Origin of the sequence: Rossellomorea arthrocnemi (assembly GCF_904424705.1) — a bacterium.
In the GTDB taxonomy this organism is placed as follows: domain Bacteria; phylum Bacillota; class Bacilli; order Bacillales; family Bacillaceae_B; genus Rossellomorea; species Rossellomorea arthrocnemi.
In genome coordinates, this window is sequence record NZ_CAJGBF010000007.1 from 183,537 (window position 1) to 199,119 (window position 15,583).

At 45.2% G+C, this 15,583-nt stretch carries 14 protein-coding genes and 2 other annotated features; of the genes, 13 read left to right on the plus strand and 1 reads right to left on the minus strand.

Annotated features, from left to right (window positions below; all coding sequences use genetic code 11):
• Positions 1-88 precede the first annotated feature (88 nt).
• From BAA9072_RS12105 to BAA9072_RS12160, 12 genes are all read left to right on the plus strand, one after another.
• On the plus strand, positions 89-1,828 hold the full coding sequence (locus BAA9072_RS12105) for a sensor histidine kinase (RefSeq protein WP_201714925.1): 1,740 nt from the start codon (positions 89-91) through the stop codon (positions 1,826-1,828).
• The gene (locus tag BAA9072_RS12110) at positions 1,825-2,538 is read left to right on the plus strand and encodes a LytR/AlgR family response regulator transcription factor (protein ID WP_201714926.1); all 714 of its coding nucleotides are present in this window, start codon (positions 1,825-1,827) and stop codon (positions 2,536-2,538) included. The genes BAA9072_RS12105 and BAA9072_RS12110 overlap by 4 nt, the downstream gene beginning before the upstream one ends.
• Positions 2,539-3,068: 530 nt before the next feature.
• A complete protein-coding gene (locus BAA9072_RS12115; protein ID WP_201714927.1) occupies positions 3,069-4,517 on the plus strand; it encodes a carbon starvation CstA family protein in 1,449 nt (482 codons plus the stop codon).
• 325 nt (positions 4,518-4,842) lie between these two features.
• On the plus strand, positions 4,843-5,043 hold the full coding sequence (locus BAA9072_RS12120) for a hypothetical protein (protein WP_201714928.1): 201 nt from the start codon (positions 4,843-4,845) through the stop codon (positions 5,041-5,043).
• A 103-nt stretch (positions 5,044-5,146) separates the two neighbouring features.
• Positions 5,147-5,698, plus strand: coding sequence for a sigma-70 family RNA polymerase sigma factor (locus BAA9072_RS12125; RefSeq protein ID WP_201714929.1), 552 nt, complete (start codon positions 5,147-5,149; stop codon positions 5,696-5,698).
• Positions 5,691-6,329 (plus strand): hypothetical protein, encoded by a 639-nt coding sequence (locus BAA9072_RS12130; RefSeq protein WP_201714930.1) that lies wholly within the window; start codon positions 5,691-5,693, stop codon positions 6,327-6,329. Before BAA9072_RS12125 ends, BAA9072_RS12130 begins: the two co-directional genes overlap by 8 nt.
• A gap of 51 nt (positions 6,330-6,380) precedes the next feature.
• Positions 6,381-6,629, plus strand: a binding site (T-box leader).
• 59 nt (positions 6,630-6,688) lie between these two features.
• Complete coding sequence (locus BAA9072_RS12135; protein ID WP_201714931.1) at positions 6,689-7,912, plus strand: MFS transporter; 1,224 nt, start codon at positions 6,689-6,691, stop codon at positions 7,910-7,912.
• Positions 7,913-7,938: 26 nt separating this feature from the next.
• Positions 7,939-8,964 carry a hypothetical protein gene (locus tag BAA9072_RS12140; RefSeq protein ID WP_201714932.1) on the plus strand — a complete coding sequence of 342 codons (1,026 nt, stop codon included), beginning with the start codon at positions 7,939-7,941 and terminating at the stop codon, positions 8,962-8,964.
• Between the two features lie 46 nt (positions 8,965-9,010).
• Positions 9,011-9,216 (plus strand) — a binding site (T-box leader).
• A 165-nt stretch (positions 9,217-9,381) separates the two neighbouring features.
• Positions 9,382-10,812, plus strand: a complete 1,431-nt coding sequence (gene proS / locus BAA9072_RS12145) for a proline--tRNA ligase (RefSeq protein WP_201714933.1) — start codon at positions 9,382-9,384, stop codon at positions 10,810-10,812.
• A gap of 17 nt (positions 10,813-10,829) precedes the next feature.
• Positions 10,830-11,405 carry a hypothetical protein gene (locus BAA9072_RS12150; protein WP_201714934.1) on the plus strand — a complete coding sequence of 192 codons (576 nt, stop codon included), beginning with the start codon at positions 10,830-10,832 and terminating at the stop codon, positions 11,403-11,405.
• Between the two features lie 96 nt (positions 11,406-11,501).
• Positions 11,502-11,675 (plus strand): hypothetical protein, encoded by a 174-nt coding sequence (locus BAA9072_RS12155; protein ID WP_201714935.1) that lies wholly within the window; start codon positions 11,502-11,504, stop codon positions 11,673-11,675.
• Between the two features lie 127 nt (positions 11,676-11,802).
• Positions 11,803-12,360 (plus strand): GNAT family N-acetyltransferase, encoded by a 558-nt coding sequence (locus BAA9072_RS12160; RefSeq protein WP_201714936.1) that lies wholly within the window; start codon positions 11,803-11,805, stop codon positions 12,358-12,360.
• A 43-nt stretch (positions 12,361-12,403) separates the two neighbouring features.
• On the opposite strand, the gene BAA9072_RS12165 is transcribed toward BAA9072_RS12160, so the two are convergent.
• Positions 12,404-14,089 carry an MATE family efflux transporter gene (locus BAA9072_RS12165; RefSeq protein ID WP_201714937.1) on the minus strand — a complete coding sequence of 562 codons (1,686 nt, stop codon included), beginning with the start codon at positions 14,087-14,089 and terminating at the stop codon, positions 12,404-12,406.
• 614 nt (positions 14,090-14,703) lie between these two features.
• Here BAA9072_RS12165 and BAA9072_RS12170 point away from each other — a divergent pair.
• Positions 14,704-15,583 (plus strand): IS110 family transposase (locus BAA9072_RS12170; protein ID WP_201714938.1); only part of this gene is annotated, 880 nt, incomplete at its 3' end.

Genomic DNA, 15,583 nt, shown 5'->3' on the forward strand with positions numbered 1-15,583 from the left:
GTGTTGAAGCAGGGGAAGATTCTATTAAACATACGTGTTTAAAAGGGTCTTCCTTTTTTATGCGATATAGAAAGTGAGGTGGGGACAAATGTTAATTGCTGCAATGGTCGAACGGCTTGGGATCATCGTGACGATAGCCTTTGTGATGACAAGGATCAGCTTCTTCCGTCATCTGATCGAAAAACGGACCCATGTTAAGAAGTCACAGACCTTCCTCCTTATTATGCTGTTTGGTTTCTTTGGGATCGTTGGTACATATACAGGATTGATCGTGAATCCGTTTCAAGAGGAATATACGAAATGGCAGTGGCATCTACAGCAGAATGAAGCCATTGCGAATTCACGGGTAATCGGCGTCGTGGTAGCCGGATTGCTCGGTGGTCCATGGATCGGGCTCGGTGCGGGATTGGTGGCCGGTGTCCATCGTTATTTCCTTGGGGGATTCACAGCGTTCTCATGTGGTATCTCAACGGTTTTAGCCGGGGTATTGGCAGGCTGGATCGGGAAGAGGGAAAAGAAAAACAGACTGGTGTCCCCTCAAAAAGCATTTCTCGTAGGCTTTATTGCAGAAGGAATGCAGATGCTTCTCATTCTGTTGTTGTCAAAGCCATTTGACGATGCCTACTTACTCGTGTCTGATATTGGAATGCCGATGATTCTGGCCAATGGAATTGGAACCGGGATCTTCCTGCTTATTATTAAAAGCGTTTTTTATGAAGAGGAACGGATGGGCGCGGCTCAATCCCAAAAAGCACTGCGCCTGGCAGACAGTACAGTGAAATATATGCGGAAAGGGTTGAATGCATTGTCAGCCCAGGCAACATGTGAAATCCTCATGAGGGATGTAAATGCGCTGGCCGTGTCGATTACGAATACGACACACATCCTCGCCCATGTCGGACTGGCTTCAGATCATCACCATGAAGGGCGTCCGATTCAAACGGAAGCAACAAAGAAGGTCATCGGAACCGGAGAATTAATGAAAGTTGGGCGAAAAGACATACAATGTGACCGGAATGGATGCCCATTAGGAGCTGCCATTATGGCTCCACTGTTAAAAGGGGATGAGATCGTCGGGACCCTTAAATTTTATTTCCATTCAGAAAAGGAAATCACACCGATCCTGATGGAGCTCACGAAGGGGATTTCCACCCTCCTTAGTCATCAGCTGGAGCTTGCGGAAATCGATACACATAAGGAGCTTGCGAAAGAGTCGGAAGTCAAGGCACTGCAGGCTCAAATCAATCCCCACTTTCTCTTTAATACGATCAATGTCATTGTGTCTTTGACGCGGATCAATCCGGATAAGGCAAGGACCCTTTTGATCTCCCTTTCTCAATTCGTCCGGCAGAACCTGACGGGAAGCACGAAATCAACGTCAACCTTAAAAGAAGAAGGACAGCATGTAAAAGCGTATCTCGCCATTGAAGAAGCACGATTTTTTGACAGGCTGGAGGTCGTGTATCAAATAGATGAGGAAGCTTTACAGGCAAGAGTACCATCCATCACACTGCAGCCTCTTGTTGAAAATGCAATCAAGCATGGGATGAAGAATGTGGAAGCAGGGTTTGTATTAAAGATTTCAATTATGAGTAACGGCGAGGCAGTAACAGTACGGATCGAGGATAACGGGACTGGCATCGATGAGAGCAGAGTGAGTAAACTTTTGTCAGAGCCTGTGGAATCACTGTCTGGTACAGGCATTGGTCTCTATAATGTCAACAAACGTCTGGAAATGATGATGGGAAAAGAAGCGGGACTGTCGATCTCATCTTCCAAAGAAAACGGCACTACAGTTGAATTTTCCGTAAGGAGTGAAAAGGAATGAAAGTCGCAATAATCGATGATGAACCATACAGCCGTGAGGAGATGAAGCATCTTCTAAGCAGTTATCCCTGGGTTGAGGTTGTCGGGGAAGCAAGCTCAGGAGAGAAAGGTCTGGAGATTATTTTAACAAAAGAACCGGACGTCCTATTTCTGGACATCGAGATGCCCGGTATGAGCGGGGTGGATCTTGCGGAGGCACTTCAGAAAATGAAGCGTAAGCCTGAAATCGTCTTCGCCACCGCATATCCGGATTATGCCCTTAAAGCATTCCGTGTTGAGGCTGTCGCCTACTTACTAAAGCCATTTGAAGAGGATCAGCTGGCTCAAGCGATGGAGAGGCTGAAGTCATTATTGAAGATAGAGACCCGTGAGAGTCCATCCTTGGGGAAACTGGCCGTACAGGATGAGGATAAGATTGTGTTTATCCGTCCGGAAGACATTCTCTATATTTTCCGGGAAGAGCGGGAAACGGTCATCTGTACGGAAAAAAAGAAATATACATGTCGACTGCCGATCAAGGATCTGGAAACGAAGCTCGCCACCTATCCTTTCTTCCGTATCCACAAAAGCTATCTCGTTCAGCTGCCCTTTGTGGAAGAATTGATTCCCTGGGGGAGCGGAGTGTACCAGCTGAAGGTCTACGGAGCGGACGAGGCGATCCCTGTGAGCCGGAATTATGTGAAGGAACTTAGGGAACGGTTGGAGTTATAGAGTTTACCAGGTAGAACCAGTTGAAGGGTGCCAGGCACAAATAGGTTTGTTGGTGCCAGGCACAAATAGGTTGGATGGTGCCAGGCACAAATAGGTTCGATGGTGCCAGGCACGAATAGGTTGGATGGTGCCAGGCACAAATAGGTTGGATGGTGCCAGGCACGAATAGGTTCGATGGTGCCAGGCACAAATAGGTTCGATGGTGCCAGGCACAAATAGGTTCGATGGTGCCAGGCACAAATAGGTTGGATGGTGCCAGGCACGAATAGGTTCGATGGTGGCAGGCACGAATAGGTTGGATGGTGCCAGGCACAAATAGGTTCGATGGTGCCAGGCACAAATAGGTTCGATGGTGCCAGGCACAAAAAAGCCGATTAGTGCCTGGCACCGGTCATTTTCCATGCACGTCAATCACCACTTGCCACATCTCAACCCCGATTTTTAACATCTTGAACAGAATGTGACGAAATAGTGAAAACGCTTGCTATAATGAAAGCGTATTCATAAATGAACGAAAGGGGATCATATACATGGTCACATTTCTGGTCTCGATTGTTGTCTTAATTATTGGTTACTTCACATATGGAAAATTAATTGAAAAGATTTTTGGAATTAATGAAAAGCGCTCGACGCCTGCGTATGCAAAGGCCGACGGTGTTGATTACGTGCCAATGGACACGAAGCGGAACTCTATGATCCAGCTGTTGAATATTGCCGGTGTCGGTCCGATTTTCGGTCCGATCATGGGAGCGTTATATGGACCGGTTGCTTTCCTATGGATCGTACTCGGTGCGATTTTTGCCGGGGCAGTTCACGATTACTTGACTGGAATGATTTCAATCCGTAACGGGGGAGCTCATTTACCGGAGCTTGCAGGTCGATTCCTTGGTAAAACAATGAAGCATGTGGTGAATGCATTCTCGATTCTTTTACTTGTATTGGTTGGGACCGTGTTCGTGACAGCACCTGCAGCACTGATTGCGAATTTAACACCAGCATGGATTTCAATTAGTGTCATTATCGCAGCGATCTTCATTTACTACATTGTTGCAACGCTTTTACCGATCGATAAAATCATCGGTAAGGTATACCCTCTGTTTGGAGGGCTGCTTTTAATCAGTGCGGTAGGGATCGGAGCAGGATTGGTGATCACGGGAGCAGATATTCCTGAGGTTTCCATAACAAATATGCACCCTGATTCCGTCGCTATTTTTCCTTTATTATTCTTGACGATTTCGTGTGGAGCACTCTCAGGGTTCCATGCAACACAATCACCGATCATCTCAAGAACGACGCAAAACGAGAAGAACGGACGCAAAATATTTTACGGTATGATGATTTTAGAAGCGATCATTGCAATGATCTGGGCAGCAGCAGCGATGAGCCTGTTTGAGCCTGGTGAATTGAATGCTATCTTAAAAGAAGGCGGACCGGCAGCAGTCGTAAGTGAAGTGTCTGTTCTGATGCTTGGTTCAATTGGCGGAACGCTTGCTATTCTTGGAGTGATCATTTTGCCGATCACATCAGGGGATACGTCATTCCGAAGTGCGCGTATGATCATCGCCGATTATATCAAGGTAGGACAAGTGAAAATGTCCAGCCGCTTGTGGATTGCGATTCCACTGTTCGTCATTTCTGTCGTGCTGACACGCATGGACTTTAATCTCTTGTGGAGATACTTCTCGTGGGCAAACCAATCGACGGCAATGATTGCTCTATGGGTAGGCGCCATGTATCTCGGTTTGCAAAAGAAACCACATTGGGTCGCGACAATCCCGGCTATTTTCATGACGATGGTAACGTTCACGTATATCCTGAACGCGCCGATCGGATTCGGACTTTCAATGGGTACCGCTTATATGGGTGCATCTATCGTGACCATCGTGGCGATCCTTGCCTTTATCTACACATTGCGAAAGCGCTTAAACGATGGAAGCGTTATTAAGGTCGACGAAGACGTTCCACAGTCCGCAGCATAAATGGAGAGTTTTCCGGTTATTACCGGGAAACTCTTTTCTCTTTTTGTACAAAATAATAATGATTCACAAACCATGTCTTAGGGGTGATTCTGCATGACAAAGAAAACGAAAAAAGACGGCGGTACAAAGCAAAACGGCAAGCACAAACCAAAACACAAAACATCCGGTTCTGCAAACGGACAGAATGGATACCACTAGAAATATTTCGCCAATCCCTTTAGGGGGTTGGCTTATTTTATTTGGAAGGCTGATGTCTTTATTCTGTAGGATGTATTATAATGGAGATAGTTTCAAAAATTTAGTAGTCTCAAAAGGAGATCCCAACATGTCGAATAATAATGATCAACAAATACAGCCAGAAAAGAAAAAAATCAGCCTCCAGGAAGCGATGAAACAGCAGCTTGCGAAGAAGAAAGAAGCCCAGGCAGGCGGTAAGCAGTCAACAGGCGGCAAAGCATCCAACCAACGCATGCAAAGTCAGCAGACGAAGAAGCCTAGCAATACCCGCCGTAAGATGGGAAGCTAAAGGAAAGGAGCGCTCGGATTGGGAGTGCTCTTTTTTTGTGGAAAAAAATCAAACCTTTTTCCCTCCACAGTCGTCCAAGTACTAGAAAAGAGGTGATCCCCTATTGAATGAGGAGACCGTTTACGAATCAACTTTGTCTAAGGATGACCTACTTGAAGAAGCAATGAGTCAATATGGTAAAGAAGTGCTCTATGTAGCTTACTCATATGTGAAGGATTACCGTTTGGCAGAAGATATTGCCCAAGAGGTATTTATCAGATTTTATCAACGGTATGATTCGTTTCGAAATGAATCTTCTTTAAAGACATGGATCATTCGGATTGCTATTAATCAGAGCAAGGATCATCTTAAGAAATGGGAAACAAGGAAGCTTCTGTTTACGAATAAACTAAATGAAATAATTCAAGAGTTCAGGGGAAATGATCCCCAAAACCAAGCTCTGTATAAAGAAATAAGCAGGGAGCTGCATAGGAAGTTACTGTCTCTTCCGGTTAAGTATAGGGAAGTTCTATTTTTATTTTATTATGAAGGGCTTAAAATCTCAGAGATCGCCGATTGCTTGGAAATAAACATCAATACAGCTAAAACGAGATTGAAAACAGGAAAAGAAAAATTGCAAAAATTGTATCCAAAAGGGGTGCCTTATAATGGATAGGGAGCTTCAACGGCAGATTAGAAAAATGACGGATGAGGGATTGAGCGGCTTCAATTTTAACAATAAAATGAAGGAAGAGGTTAGGAATAGAGTAGGCGATGAGACACGGAAAAAGGAATATCGCCGCAGATGGTATGCTCCACTTATCAGTTTGATGATGATCCTCCTCTTAATGTTTGTGTTTTCAATAGTGAAGGGTGAGCAATGGGGGGTCTTAGGGAGTGAGAAGCTGAGTGGTTTCTTTACTAATAAATCTAATTTTGATGTAGAGATACGATATGACAGCGGGATGATGATAAGTACTTTTTCTGACTCCCTAATAAGCGAGGAGGGACAGAGGAAGGAGCTGATTTTCACAAAGGAGGAAATAGAGGAGATTTATTCGAAAGTGGAGAGTTTGGATGTCAAAGAAATGAAAAACCTTTCAGTTGGAAAACACTGTGCCATTCAGCCGAGTCGTAGCTTTGTAATGAAAATCAGAATGAATCAGGAAACACATGAATACCGCTATTCAGACTGCAATACGACTGCGGACGCCAGAGAGCTCGATGAACTCTGTGAGATTCTCATTCAGATCATCAAACAAAAACCAGGGTTTGAAAATATACTGAAACCAAAGCTGATTATGTAATTTTTCATTTACTTTCCCACCCCACCCATGCTACCATTATAAAAATTTCAAAAAAATGTCATGAAGAGAAGAGTAGATATCCCGACTTCTTTAAAGAGAGCCTCGGAAGCTGAAAAGGGGCAGGAAGGACGATGTTGAACCAAGACTCTGAGCAGCGCATCGGAACCGGAATGGGGATGGTGTGACGGGAGCTTCCGTTATGGAGCTAGGGTATACGTCTATGACCGTACCCGAAAAGGCCGGTATGGTGACATACAGGCGAACTGGGGTGGCACCGCGATAGGAAATCTCGCCCCCAAGATGAATGTCTTGGGGGTGGGATTTTTTTATTTTACAACATTCGCGGGGAGGAATAGATAATGAAAAAATGGAAGGATTCTGTGTTGTTGTTGATTGGAATCGGGATTTCGAGTATAGGGGGATGGATTTATTTAATCGCTCTTAATTTGATTGTGTTGAATGAGTGGGGGTCTCCGGTGGCAGTTGTGATGTTATATGTATTGAAGCCACTTGGGGCACTCTTCACGAACGGTTGGGCGGGGAGTTTGATTGACCGTGTCAACAAGCGTAACCTGATGGCGTCTCTCGACTTTTTTAGGGCGGTATTGATTGCTGCGTTACCATTCCTTTCCTCGGATTGGTGGATGTATGCGGTTGTGCTTTTCATCAATATGGGGAGTGCTGTCTTTTATCCTGCATCCATGGCCTACATCACAACTCTGATTCCGGGGAAGAACAGGCAACGGTTCAACGCTCTTCGGGGACTGATCGGGTCGGGTGCATTCTTGATCGGACCTGGGATTGCCGGGTTGATGTTCATAGTGGGAACCCCCTACTTTGCCCTTTATATGAATGCCCTTGCCCTCTTGTTATCAGGTGTGCTCACCCTCTTTTTACCGAATTTGGTAGATGGAGATCCTGTTTACACAAGCAGTACTAAATGGGAGGTAATCAAGGATGATTGGAGAGTGGTATGGGCCTTTAGCCGTCGTGCAGCGTATGTGATGATGCTGTATGTATTGTTCACATGCATGCTGGTGATGACTGCCGTAATTGATTCCCTAGAAGCCGCTTTTTCAAAAGAGGTCCTGCACCTCTCCGATAGTACGTACGGATATCTCGTGAGCATTGCAGGGGGAGGATTTGTACTGGGATCACTCCTGAATACAGCGTTTTCTCATAAATTTCATCATATGCACCTGATGGGCGTGGGTTCTGTGGTCGTTTCCCTGGGATATATCATCTATTCGTACTCCTATGATTTTATAACGACAGCGGTTGGATTCGCTCTTTTATCCTTCGCGTTGGCCTTTGCAACGACAGGGTTCGAGACCTTTTATCAAGAACACATTCCTGTCCGGATCATGGGTCGGGTGGGCAGCCTGTACGGGTTGCTTGAAGGGATACTCATCATCCTGTTAACTGTCCTCATTGGAGCTTGCGCAGAAATGGTGTCGATACGATTTGCCGTGGCGGCAGGTTCGATAGTCATGCTTGGTATCACTTTGGTGTTATGGGCATCATTAAGGAAGAAATCTTTGGGAAAACAGTTACGTTATAATTCTGAATGTTATAATAAATAAAAAAGATGGTAAAAGGGGGTTCGCGGATGAAGATGACAGTGGATCAATATTGGGACAGATGGGAAGAATTGATGAATCGGAGTGAAGCGAGCTTTGAAAAATGGAACGGATTAGAGGATCTGTTGTTCATCGCCCAAAAAGAAAGGGATCTCTATAAGGAATTTTGCTGCCGGTTCGGGATTATGGGGACCGTCAACTACCTTGGGGAGTATGAGGAATTATTCGACCATTTCGAGTGGTGTAACGGATTCTTTTTGGATAATGAAGAGAATCTTGGGGATTGGGTGGAAAGCTTCCTCTGGATTTATAAATGGATGGCGGAGCATCTCGTGAAGATGCCGGGTATTGAAATGGAGCTTCTGGACGCTTTTTTCAAGGATTTTGAAGAAGCGTATGACCGTTATGGCTATAGTTTGCGCCCCTATTATCAGTACCAGCACAAACGGGCTTTGAAGACAGGCGAAGTGGTTGATGCGGAAATGTATTATCAAAAGTGGATAGCGGCTGAAGGTGATTCCCTTGCAGACTGTGAAGCGTGTGAATATCAGACAGAGCTAGAGTATTACTATTTTACAGGTGAGAAGGGCAAAGCAGGACCTATCGAAAAGCTTTTATTATCCAAAGAAGTGTGCTGCGGAGAAATTCCTCATCTTACGTATAGTAAGCTGCTCCTTCCCTATCATGAGGACGGCCTGGTGGAGGAAGCCGTACGTTACCAGTCCGAGGGATACTTTTTCATTTACGATAAACCGCACTTTCTTGTTGAGGCCTCTGAGCATATCCGGTTTCTTGCTTTAACGGAACCTCTTAAGGGCGTAAAGGTATTAGAGCGCCACATCGAGTATGCAGACAGCGGGAAGGACCCGTATGGGATGTTCTATTTTTATATGAGCAGTATCGTCCTCCACCGTAAGCTAGTGGAAGCAGGGCATCGTCCAGGCTTCGCCGTTGACGTGATGAGTGAGGTGGCTGAGGAGATAGCGGGAGATTTTGACGAGAGAAATGGGAACGATTACTTTGACAGGGAGATGGAGAGGTTTTATTCCATGTAACAAGTATTGACACCTCCACCAAATCTCTATATAATCATCTAAAATAACTGAAACATTGAAGAGGATCAGTAAAGGGATCTTGTCTTTAAAGAGAGGGAGCGATTTGGTGAGAAGCTCCCATTGATGAACCTTTGAACCTGCCTCTAAGTTCTGTATCGATTGAAGATATCAGCGGTCTGAAACCGTTATCATGTAATGAGTGTAAAGCTCCTGCTTTGAATCAGGGTGGTACCGCCAGAAATGGTCCCTGATGAGAAGCAGGGCTTTTTTGTTTGTTTTAGGGAGAAGGTAGATTCGCTGGGAAAGAGTAAATTTCGCTTATAAATCGGGGGAATCGCTGATAAAACAGAAATCCCACAGATATATTTAATTTTTCTCCTATAATACCAATCAAATAAAAAAAAGAGGTGCTCACGAATGGCTAAAGAATTTGTAAAAGATGTAACGGGCATGGATGAAGACTTTGCCCAGTGGTATACGGATGTCGTCAAGAAGGCGGAGCTGATCGATTACTCAAGTGTCCGCGGCTCGATGATCATCAGACCTTACGGATATGCGATTTGGGAAAATATCAAGGATGCTCTTGATGCCAAGATCAAAGAAACAGGGCATGAAAATGTGTATATGCCTATGTTCATACCTGAAAGTCTGCTGCAACGGGAGAAAGATCATATTGAAGGCTTCGCACCGGAAGTGGCATGGGTGACCCATGGAGGGGAAGAGGAATTAGCCGAAAGACTGTGTGTGCGTCCAACATCAGAAGTATTATTCGGTGAGCACTACAAAAACATCATCCATTCCTACCGTGATCTGCCTAAGCTCTACAATCAGTGGGCCAATGTGGTTCGCTGGGAAAAGACGACACGTCCATTCCTGCGCACATTGGAATTCCTGTGGCAGGAAGGCCATACGTGTCATGAAACGGATCAGGAGGCTCATGATGAAACGGTGAAAATGCTGGAGGTGTATGCCGAACTTTGTGAAGAGCTGCTTGCGATCCCTGTCATCAAAGGGAAGAAAACGGAAAAAGAAAAGTTTGCCGGTGCGAAATATACGTATACGATCGAAAGCTTGATGCATGACGGGAAAGCGTTGCAGTCAGGGACATCTCACCACCTTGGTGATGGATTCGCGAAAGCATTCGGTATTCAATTTACGGACCGTGATGGGAAGCTTCAACATGTTCAGCAAACATCCTGGGGATTCACGACCCGGATCATCGGGGCCATGATCATGGTCCACGGAGATGACCGTGGGCTGGTGGTACCACCAAGGATTGCACCTACTCAACTCATGATCGTCCCGATTGCCCAGCATAAAGAGGGAGTCCTTGATTTCGCTTATAACCTGAAAAGTCAGCTTGCAGGCGTTGCCCGTGCTGACATCGATGCCAGTGATAAAAAGCCTGGCTGGAAGTTCAATGAATATGAAATGAAGGGGATCCCTCTACGTCTGGAGGTCGGGCCGCGGGACATTGAAAAAGGGCAAGTGGTGCTGGCAAGACGCGATACCGGTGAGAAAATCACAGCCAAGATGGAGGAGCTGGAGGGGAAAGTCACTGAACTACTCGAGGACATCCAGCACAATCTGTTGGAAAAGGCGAGAATTCACCGTGATAAAAAAACGATTGTGGCGAAAACATTTGAAGAATTCAAAGAAATCGTAAAGGAAAAAGGCGGCTTCGTCAAAGCGATGTGGTGCGGAGATCGTGCATGCGAGGACAAAATCAAGGAAGAAACAGGTGCTACTTCACGATGCATGCCGTTCAAACAGGAGCCGGTATCCGATACATGTGTGTGTTGTGAAAATAAAGCGATACATTTGGTATATTGGGCGAAAGCGTATTGAGTATGGGGAAAATCATTTTGATTTTGTCTGTGGTCAGCAGTGTGATGGTGGTGGCACTGGCGTTTTTTCAGTGGCACCTCGTCCACATCCTGACACCGTTTTTAATGCCGTTTCTTTGGTTGATGGCAGGAGGCTTTTTCCTTGTCACAATGATTTTTTCCATCATTGCCGTTATTAAAAGACAAGGATGGAAACCGGTTCTTATTCAATCCCTGACCATAGTATTCATCATCTTTTTCCCGTTCACCAAAGTCGTTTTGAACATGGATTTCGAGAAAAAACGTGCTGAACGGGAGACAGTGGTGAAGCAAGTGCAAGAAGGTGCAATCACCTCAAACGCCTCTTACAATGATTCTCTTATTCACCTGCCAAAACGATATGAAAAGTTATCCAGTGGCGGGGGAGATATATTGGTAGAAAAGAAGAAGCAGAAATGGATGGTCCTCTTTTTTACCTTTCGCGGAATTCTCGATTCTTTCTCCGGGTTTGTCTATTCATCTTCAGGGGAAAAACCGCGGACAGGTGACTTTGGAGGAGATTTCATTGAGATCGAGCAGCTTTATGAACACTGGTATTTCGTAAGTTCCGGATAAGCGGGGGACTTTCGGACCGTTCCGGACTTTTTCTGACTAAAGTCTTCTTTTTCCTATATTTCTTTAATAAATATAGGTAAAGGAGGCGTCGATTATATGGATGTGGGTCTTATCATCATTTTTTTCATGGTATTCGTGGTAATCAGCCTTTGGATCGTGCATTCCAAGCTTAACCGGATCACCGAGCATGTGCAGCAGATGGATGAGGAGTATTTATCTGATGAGGAAATCGAGAAGGAATTAGAGGAAGAGTGGAATAAAGAGAAATAACGATGGAGGCGTTTCTCGGTGAAGGGACGCCTCCCGTTTTTATGAAAAAGAGCTACCATTCTACTGGGGTGGTTGGTACTATTAACATAATACAGTGTGAATTTCACATAATAGGGGGGGGCAGAAGATGAAGCACAAGGACTTAACCATCGAAACACCACGACTGGTGATCCGGCCATTTGTGAACCGGGATTATGAAAACTGGTTAAGGGAACATCTGAACCGGCTCCCTTCACAACATAAATACGATGTGGGATATCAGAATATGAGCGAGTGCACGGAGTTCTGGTTTCGAGAGATGCTTGAGAAGCATGATCACATGATTGTTGGGGATCAGGTCTATATTCTTGGAATCTTTCTGAAGGAATATGGGACGAATATCGGGACCATCGATTTCTCAACGCTCATGAGATACAACTTCAACTGGGGAAGAGTCGGCTACACTATCCACAACCGTTATTGGAGTCGGGGATACGGCAAAGAAGCGGTGAAAGCGGCACTTCAACTGGCGTTTGTCAAATTAAATTATCATCGGATCGAAGCGCATATCAATCTGGATAACACGCCGTCGATCCGCCTGGCTGAAAGTGTAGGTATGCAGTATGAATGTACGCGAAAAGGGTTCATTTATGAGTTTGGGAAGTGGACGGATAATCTGGTGTACTATGTGAATGCAGGAGAATGAATAGGTGAAAAGGCCGGAATCATTAAATGATTCCGGCCTTCATTTATTCTTGTAGTCCTTCGATCGTCATGTCCTTTACAGGCAGGAATGCTTCTCCTGTATCCATATATGTGACGTTGACCTTATCGGTTTCCTTCAAATAGATGGCAAGTAAGCTATTTTCGGAAGAGACGATATAGTTTTTCCCGTTATCGAGGAGGAAGGATACGACGGTATAGTCACCGGATTTTTCTTTGTATACCCGGACGACCGTTCCGTTTGCCTGTTTCTCTTCGGATTTTGAACTTCCGTCGACACTTCCGCCACCACGTTGGAGAGCGGTTTTATAGGCTTTCAATGCCTGGTTCGGCGTGCCTGCATAGGCGGAGATTTCAGGATTGGCGGCTGAGACGATGAAGTAGTTTTGTAAGAAACCATTTGCATCGAGCACTGGTGTCAGCCAGCTTGCTTCCCCGTAGAAATTATACAGCACAGGCATTTCTCCGTCCCATTTCTTCTCGATGAATTTCTTCTGGATAATCTGCAGGGCTCCCTGTGAATCCATATACGACTCTTCCAGATTACCAGTATAGAACGTCGCTTCTCCCGTTCTTGAGTTCGTCAGGGAATAGCCGAGCATGGAATCGACGCCTTCTTTTGGAGAAGTGAAATCGGTGAAGTAATACATGTCACCATTTTCGTCGAAAATTGGACTCACATTTGCTTCCGTCCCTTCATCTGAAGGAAGTTTCACATCCGATTTACCGAAGCGACTGTTCCAGAAACCTTTCACATAGTTACCGAAATAGCTGTTTTGCAGGCTGACTGTTTCAGGTGATACCGCGCCATCGATGAATGCCGGTACGTCTTTGATAGTGTAGGACTTTGTTTTACCTGTTTGAGGATCGACCATGACGATCCCTTCGACCTCAAATCCGTTACGGGCGGAGATGAAGTTACCATACGTCTGGATATAAAACGGTTTTCCATCATCATCAATCTCAAGCTGCACATCCCCGTTGAAAATTTCCTTCGGATAATTCAAGCGAATGTGACGTTCGATTTTTTTATTGAAATAAGCAGACGGTGTGTACACCATTTTTTCTTTGATGAATTTAGGGTTAGCGTTTGAATCCGTGGCACTTAGCTTAAAGTACCCAGGAGTTTCATCTCCCTTGAACCATTTGAAGAAACCGGAGAATTCTACCGGTGCGATGTACACATACTCACCGTCCACCTTCTGGATTTGCAGGTTTCCAAGCTCATAATAGCTCGTATTCGGTACTTGACCGAAGGCTTTTTTCATTTTGTTCCGGGCGAATTGTGGAGGTACGCTTGCCGGCGTTTCCTTTTCATCAAATGCTGTTATCTCTGTCTTGACCTCCATTTTGGCCGATTCGAATTTCTCATCGGCATTGAAGACGAAAGCTGTCAGGAAGTAGGCACCGACAAATAGACTTGCCAGGAACAGAATTCCTTTCACCATACGCTCTTTCCCCGTTGCCAGTATGGCCCCAAATCCTGAAGCAATGATCAAGAGAATCCAGATGCTTGTAAAGTTCTGATCGAGATTCGTCAGATAATAGAAGACGAATACAACAATGGTAGCGATGAGCAGGATGGCTCCGAACAGGGCCGAGAAGGATGGATATCCCTCTTTTTTATTTTGTTTTTTCATGATGGCCATCGGTACGAGGAGTAGTGCCATGACCAATCCGGCGATCAGTGAAAATAGTAAGATGTTTCCCATAGTGTTCCCCTTTCAAGGTTGCGATTGTGGTTATAGTGTATATACGGATGAAGGGGCGGGGAGGTTTCATTTGTTTTTGAAGGTGGTGTTTAGTTTGACTGAGTGCCGGGAGTTTATGCACGATTTTTGAAGAAAATGATGAACGGTCAATAAACGGAAAGTGAGGGTCAGTAAGCCCCAACTGGTGCTGCATCAATTCAAAAAAGAAGCAACCGATCAGACGACGGCTGCTTCTTTCCATTAGGCTGTTTTCGCAAACTTTTTTTCATTTTAATTAGTGAGTGCTAGTTGATTTCCCCTCCAGGTGCTCGCTTTCCGCGGGGCGTGAGTTGAGCCTCCTCGGGCTTTGCCCTCCGGGGTCTCAACTTGTCTAGCTTCGGCGGCTAGCCCCTCGAGGTCATAAGCTAAATGGACCAAGAAGGCAAAGAACGCCTTCTTAGCCCATTCATCTTATGCTTGTCGGGACTGAACGAGCCGCCTCCGCTTTTCTGCATTTCCCGCTATTCCCGCAGGAGCTATTCCTGTGAGATGAGAATTCATCTATTGCATAAAAAAAGACCCTCCGTTATGATGCAGGTGCTAACCAATCGCTCATAACTAAGGAGGATCTTCACATGCATGATAATCGAAATCACCGTATTAATCAAATTTCTGACACTACACTGGTTGTCGGTATCGACATAGCCAAGCGTAACCATTACGCCTGTGCCGTGGATGAGCGTGGGCGTGAACTCAAGAAAAGCTTTGTCATCCGTCAATCCCTTCAAGGATTTGAAAGCTTTTACGCCACAATCCTAAAGCTCATGGGTATTCATAAGAAAAAGGAAATCATCGTTGGCTTTGAACCAACCGGACATTACTGGATGAACCTCGCAGCTTTTCTAACAGAACATGGCATTCCATATGTCCTGGTCAATCCTCTGCACGTGAAGCAAACCAAAGAGCTAGACGATAACCTACAGAGTAAAAACGATCTGAAAGATGCCCGGGTTATCGCAAAAATGATGCCACAAGGATATTACAGTATCCCAAGGGAAATGACTCAAATCGATTCAGAGCTTCGTCGGGGGACGGCCTATCGGGCCCGTTTAAAAGAAGAATCGGCCTCCATTCAAAACCGCATCCGACGATGGATTGACCTTTATTTCCCTGAGTTTGCTTCCGTAATTAAAGGTCTTGGAAAACAGGCTCAGGCTATCTTGAAATATGCCCCTTTACCAGAAGACCTCTTGATCTTCTCTCCTGAAGAACTGATTGGCTTTCTTCAGGAAAAGGGCGTTCGTTATCTGTCAAAGAAGAAAGTAGAACGACTACTTCAAGTGGCAAAGCATTCTATAGGACTTCAAGACAGTCCGGAAATGGCACGTATGGAAATCAGGATGTTACTTGACCAATTGTCCATGTATGAATCACAGATCCACTCGCTTACTGAAAGACTTATCGCCCTTGCCCGTGAATTGCCTGACTTTGATTACCTTACTTCCATTCCTGGTA

What these genes read in the sequence shown, in the direction of transcription:
- BAA9072_RS12110 (WP_201714926.1), top strand. Translation starts at nt 1,825, where the DNA reads ATGAAAGTCGCAATAATCGATGATGAACCATACAGCCGTGAGGAGATG.
- BAA9072_RS12115 (WP_201714927.1), top strand. Translation starts at nt 3,069, where the DNA reads ATGGTCACATTTCTGGTCTCGATTGTTGTCTTAATTATTGGTTACTTC.
- BAA9072_RS12135 (WP_201714931.1), top strand. Translation starts at nt 6,689, where the DNA reads ATGAAAAAATGGAAGGATTCTGTGTTGTTGTTGATTGGAATCGGGATT.
- BAA9072_RS12160 (WP_201714936.1), top strand. Translation starts at nt 11,803, where the DNA reads ATGAAGCACAAGGACTTAACCATCGAAACACCACGACTGGTGATCCGG.
- BAA9072_RS12155 (WP_201714935.1), top strand. Translation starts at nt 11,502, where the DNA reads ATGGATGTGGGTCTTATCATCATTTTTTTCATGGTATTCGTGGTAATC.
- BAA9072_RS12105 (WP_201714925.1), top strand. Translation starts at nt 89, where the DNA reads ATGTTAATTGCTGCAATGGTCGAACGGCTTGGGATCATCGTGACGATA.
- BAA9072_RS12120 (WP_201714928.1), top strand. Translation starts at nt 4,843, where the DNA reads ATGTCGAATAATAATGATCAACAAATACAGCCAGAAAAGAAAAAAATC.
- BAA9072_RS12165 (WP_201714937.1), bottom strand. Translation starts at nt 14,089, where the DNA reads ATGGGAAACATCTTACTATTTTCACTGATCGCCGGATTGGTCATGGCA.
- BAA9072_RS12130 (WP_201714930.1), top strand. Translation starts at nt 5,691, where the DNA reads ATGGATAGGGAGCTTCAACGGCAGATTAGAAAAATGACGGATGAGGGA.
- proS (WP_201714933.1), top strand. Translation starts at nt 9,382, where the DNA reads ATGGCTAAAGAATTTGTAAAAGATGTAACGGGCATGGATGAAGACTTT.
- BAA9072_RS12140 (WP_201714932.1), top strand. Translation starts at nt 7,939, where the DNA reads ATGAAGATGACAGTGGATCAATATTGGGACAGATGGGAAGAATTGATG.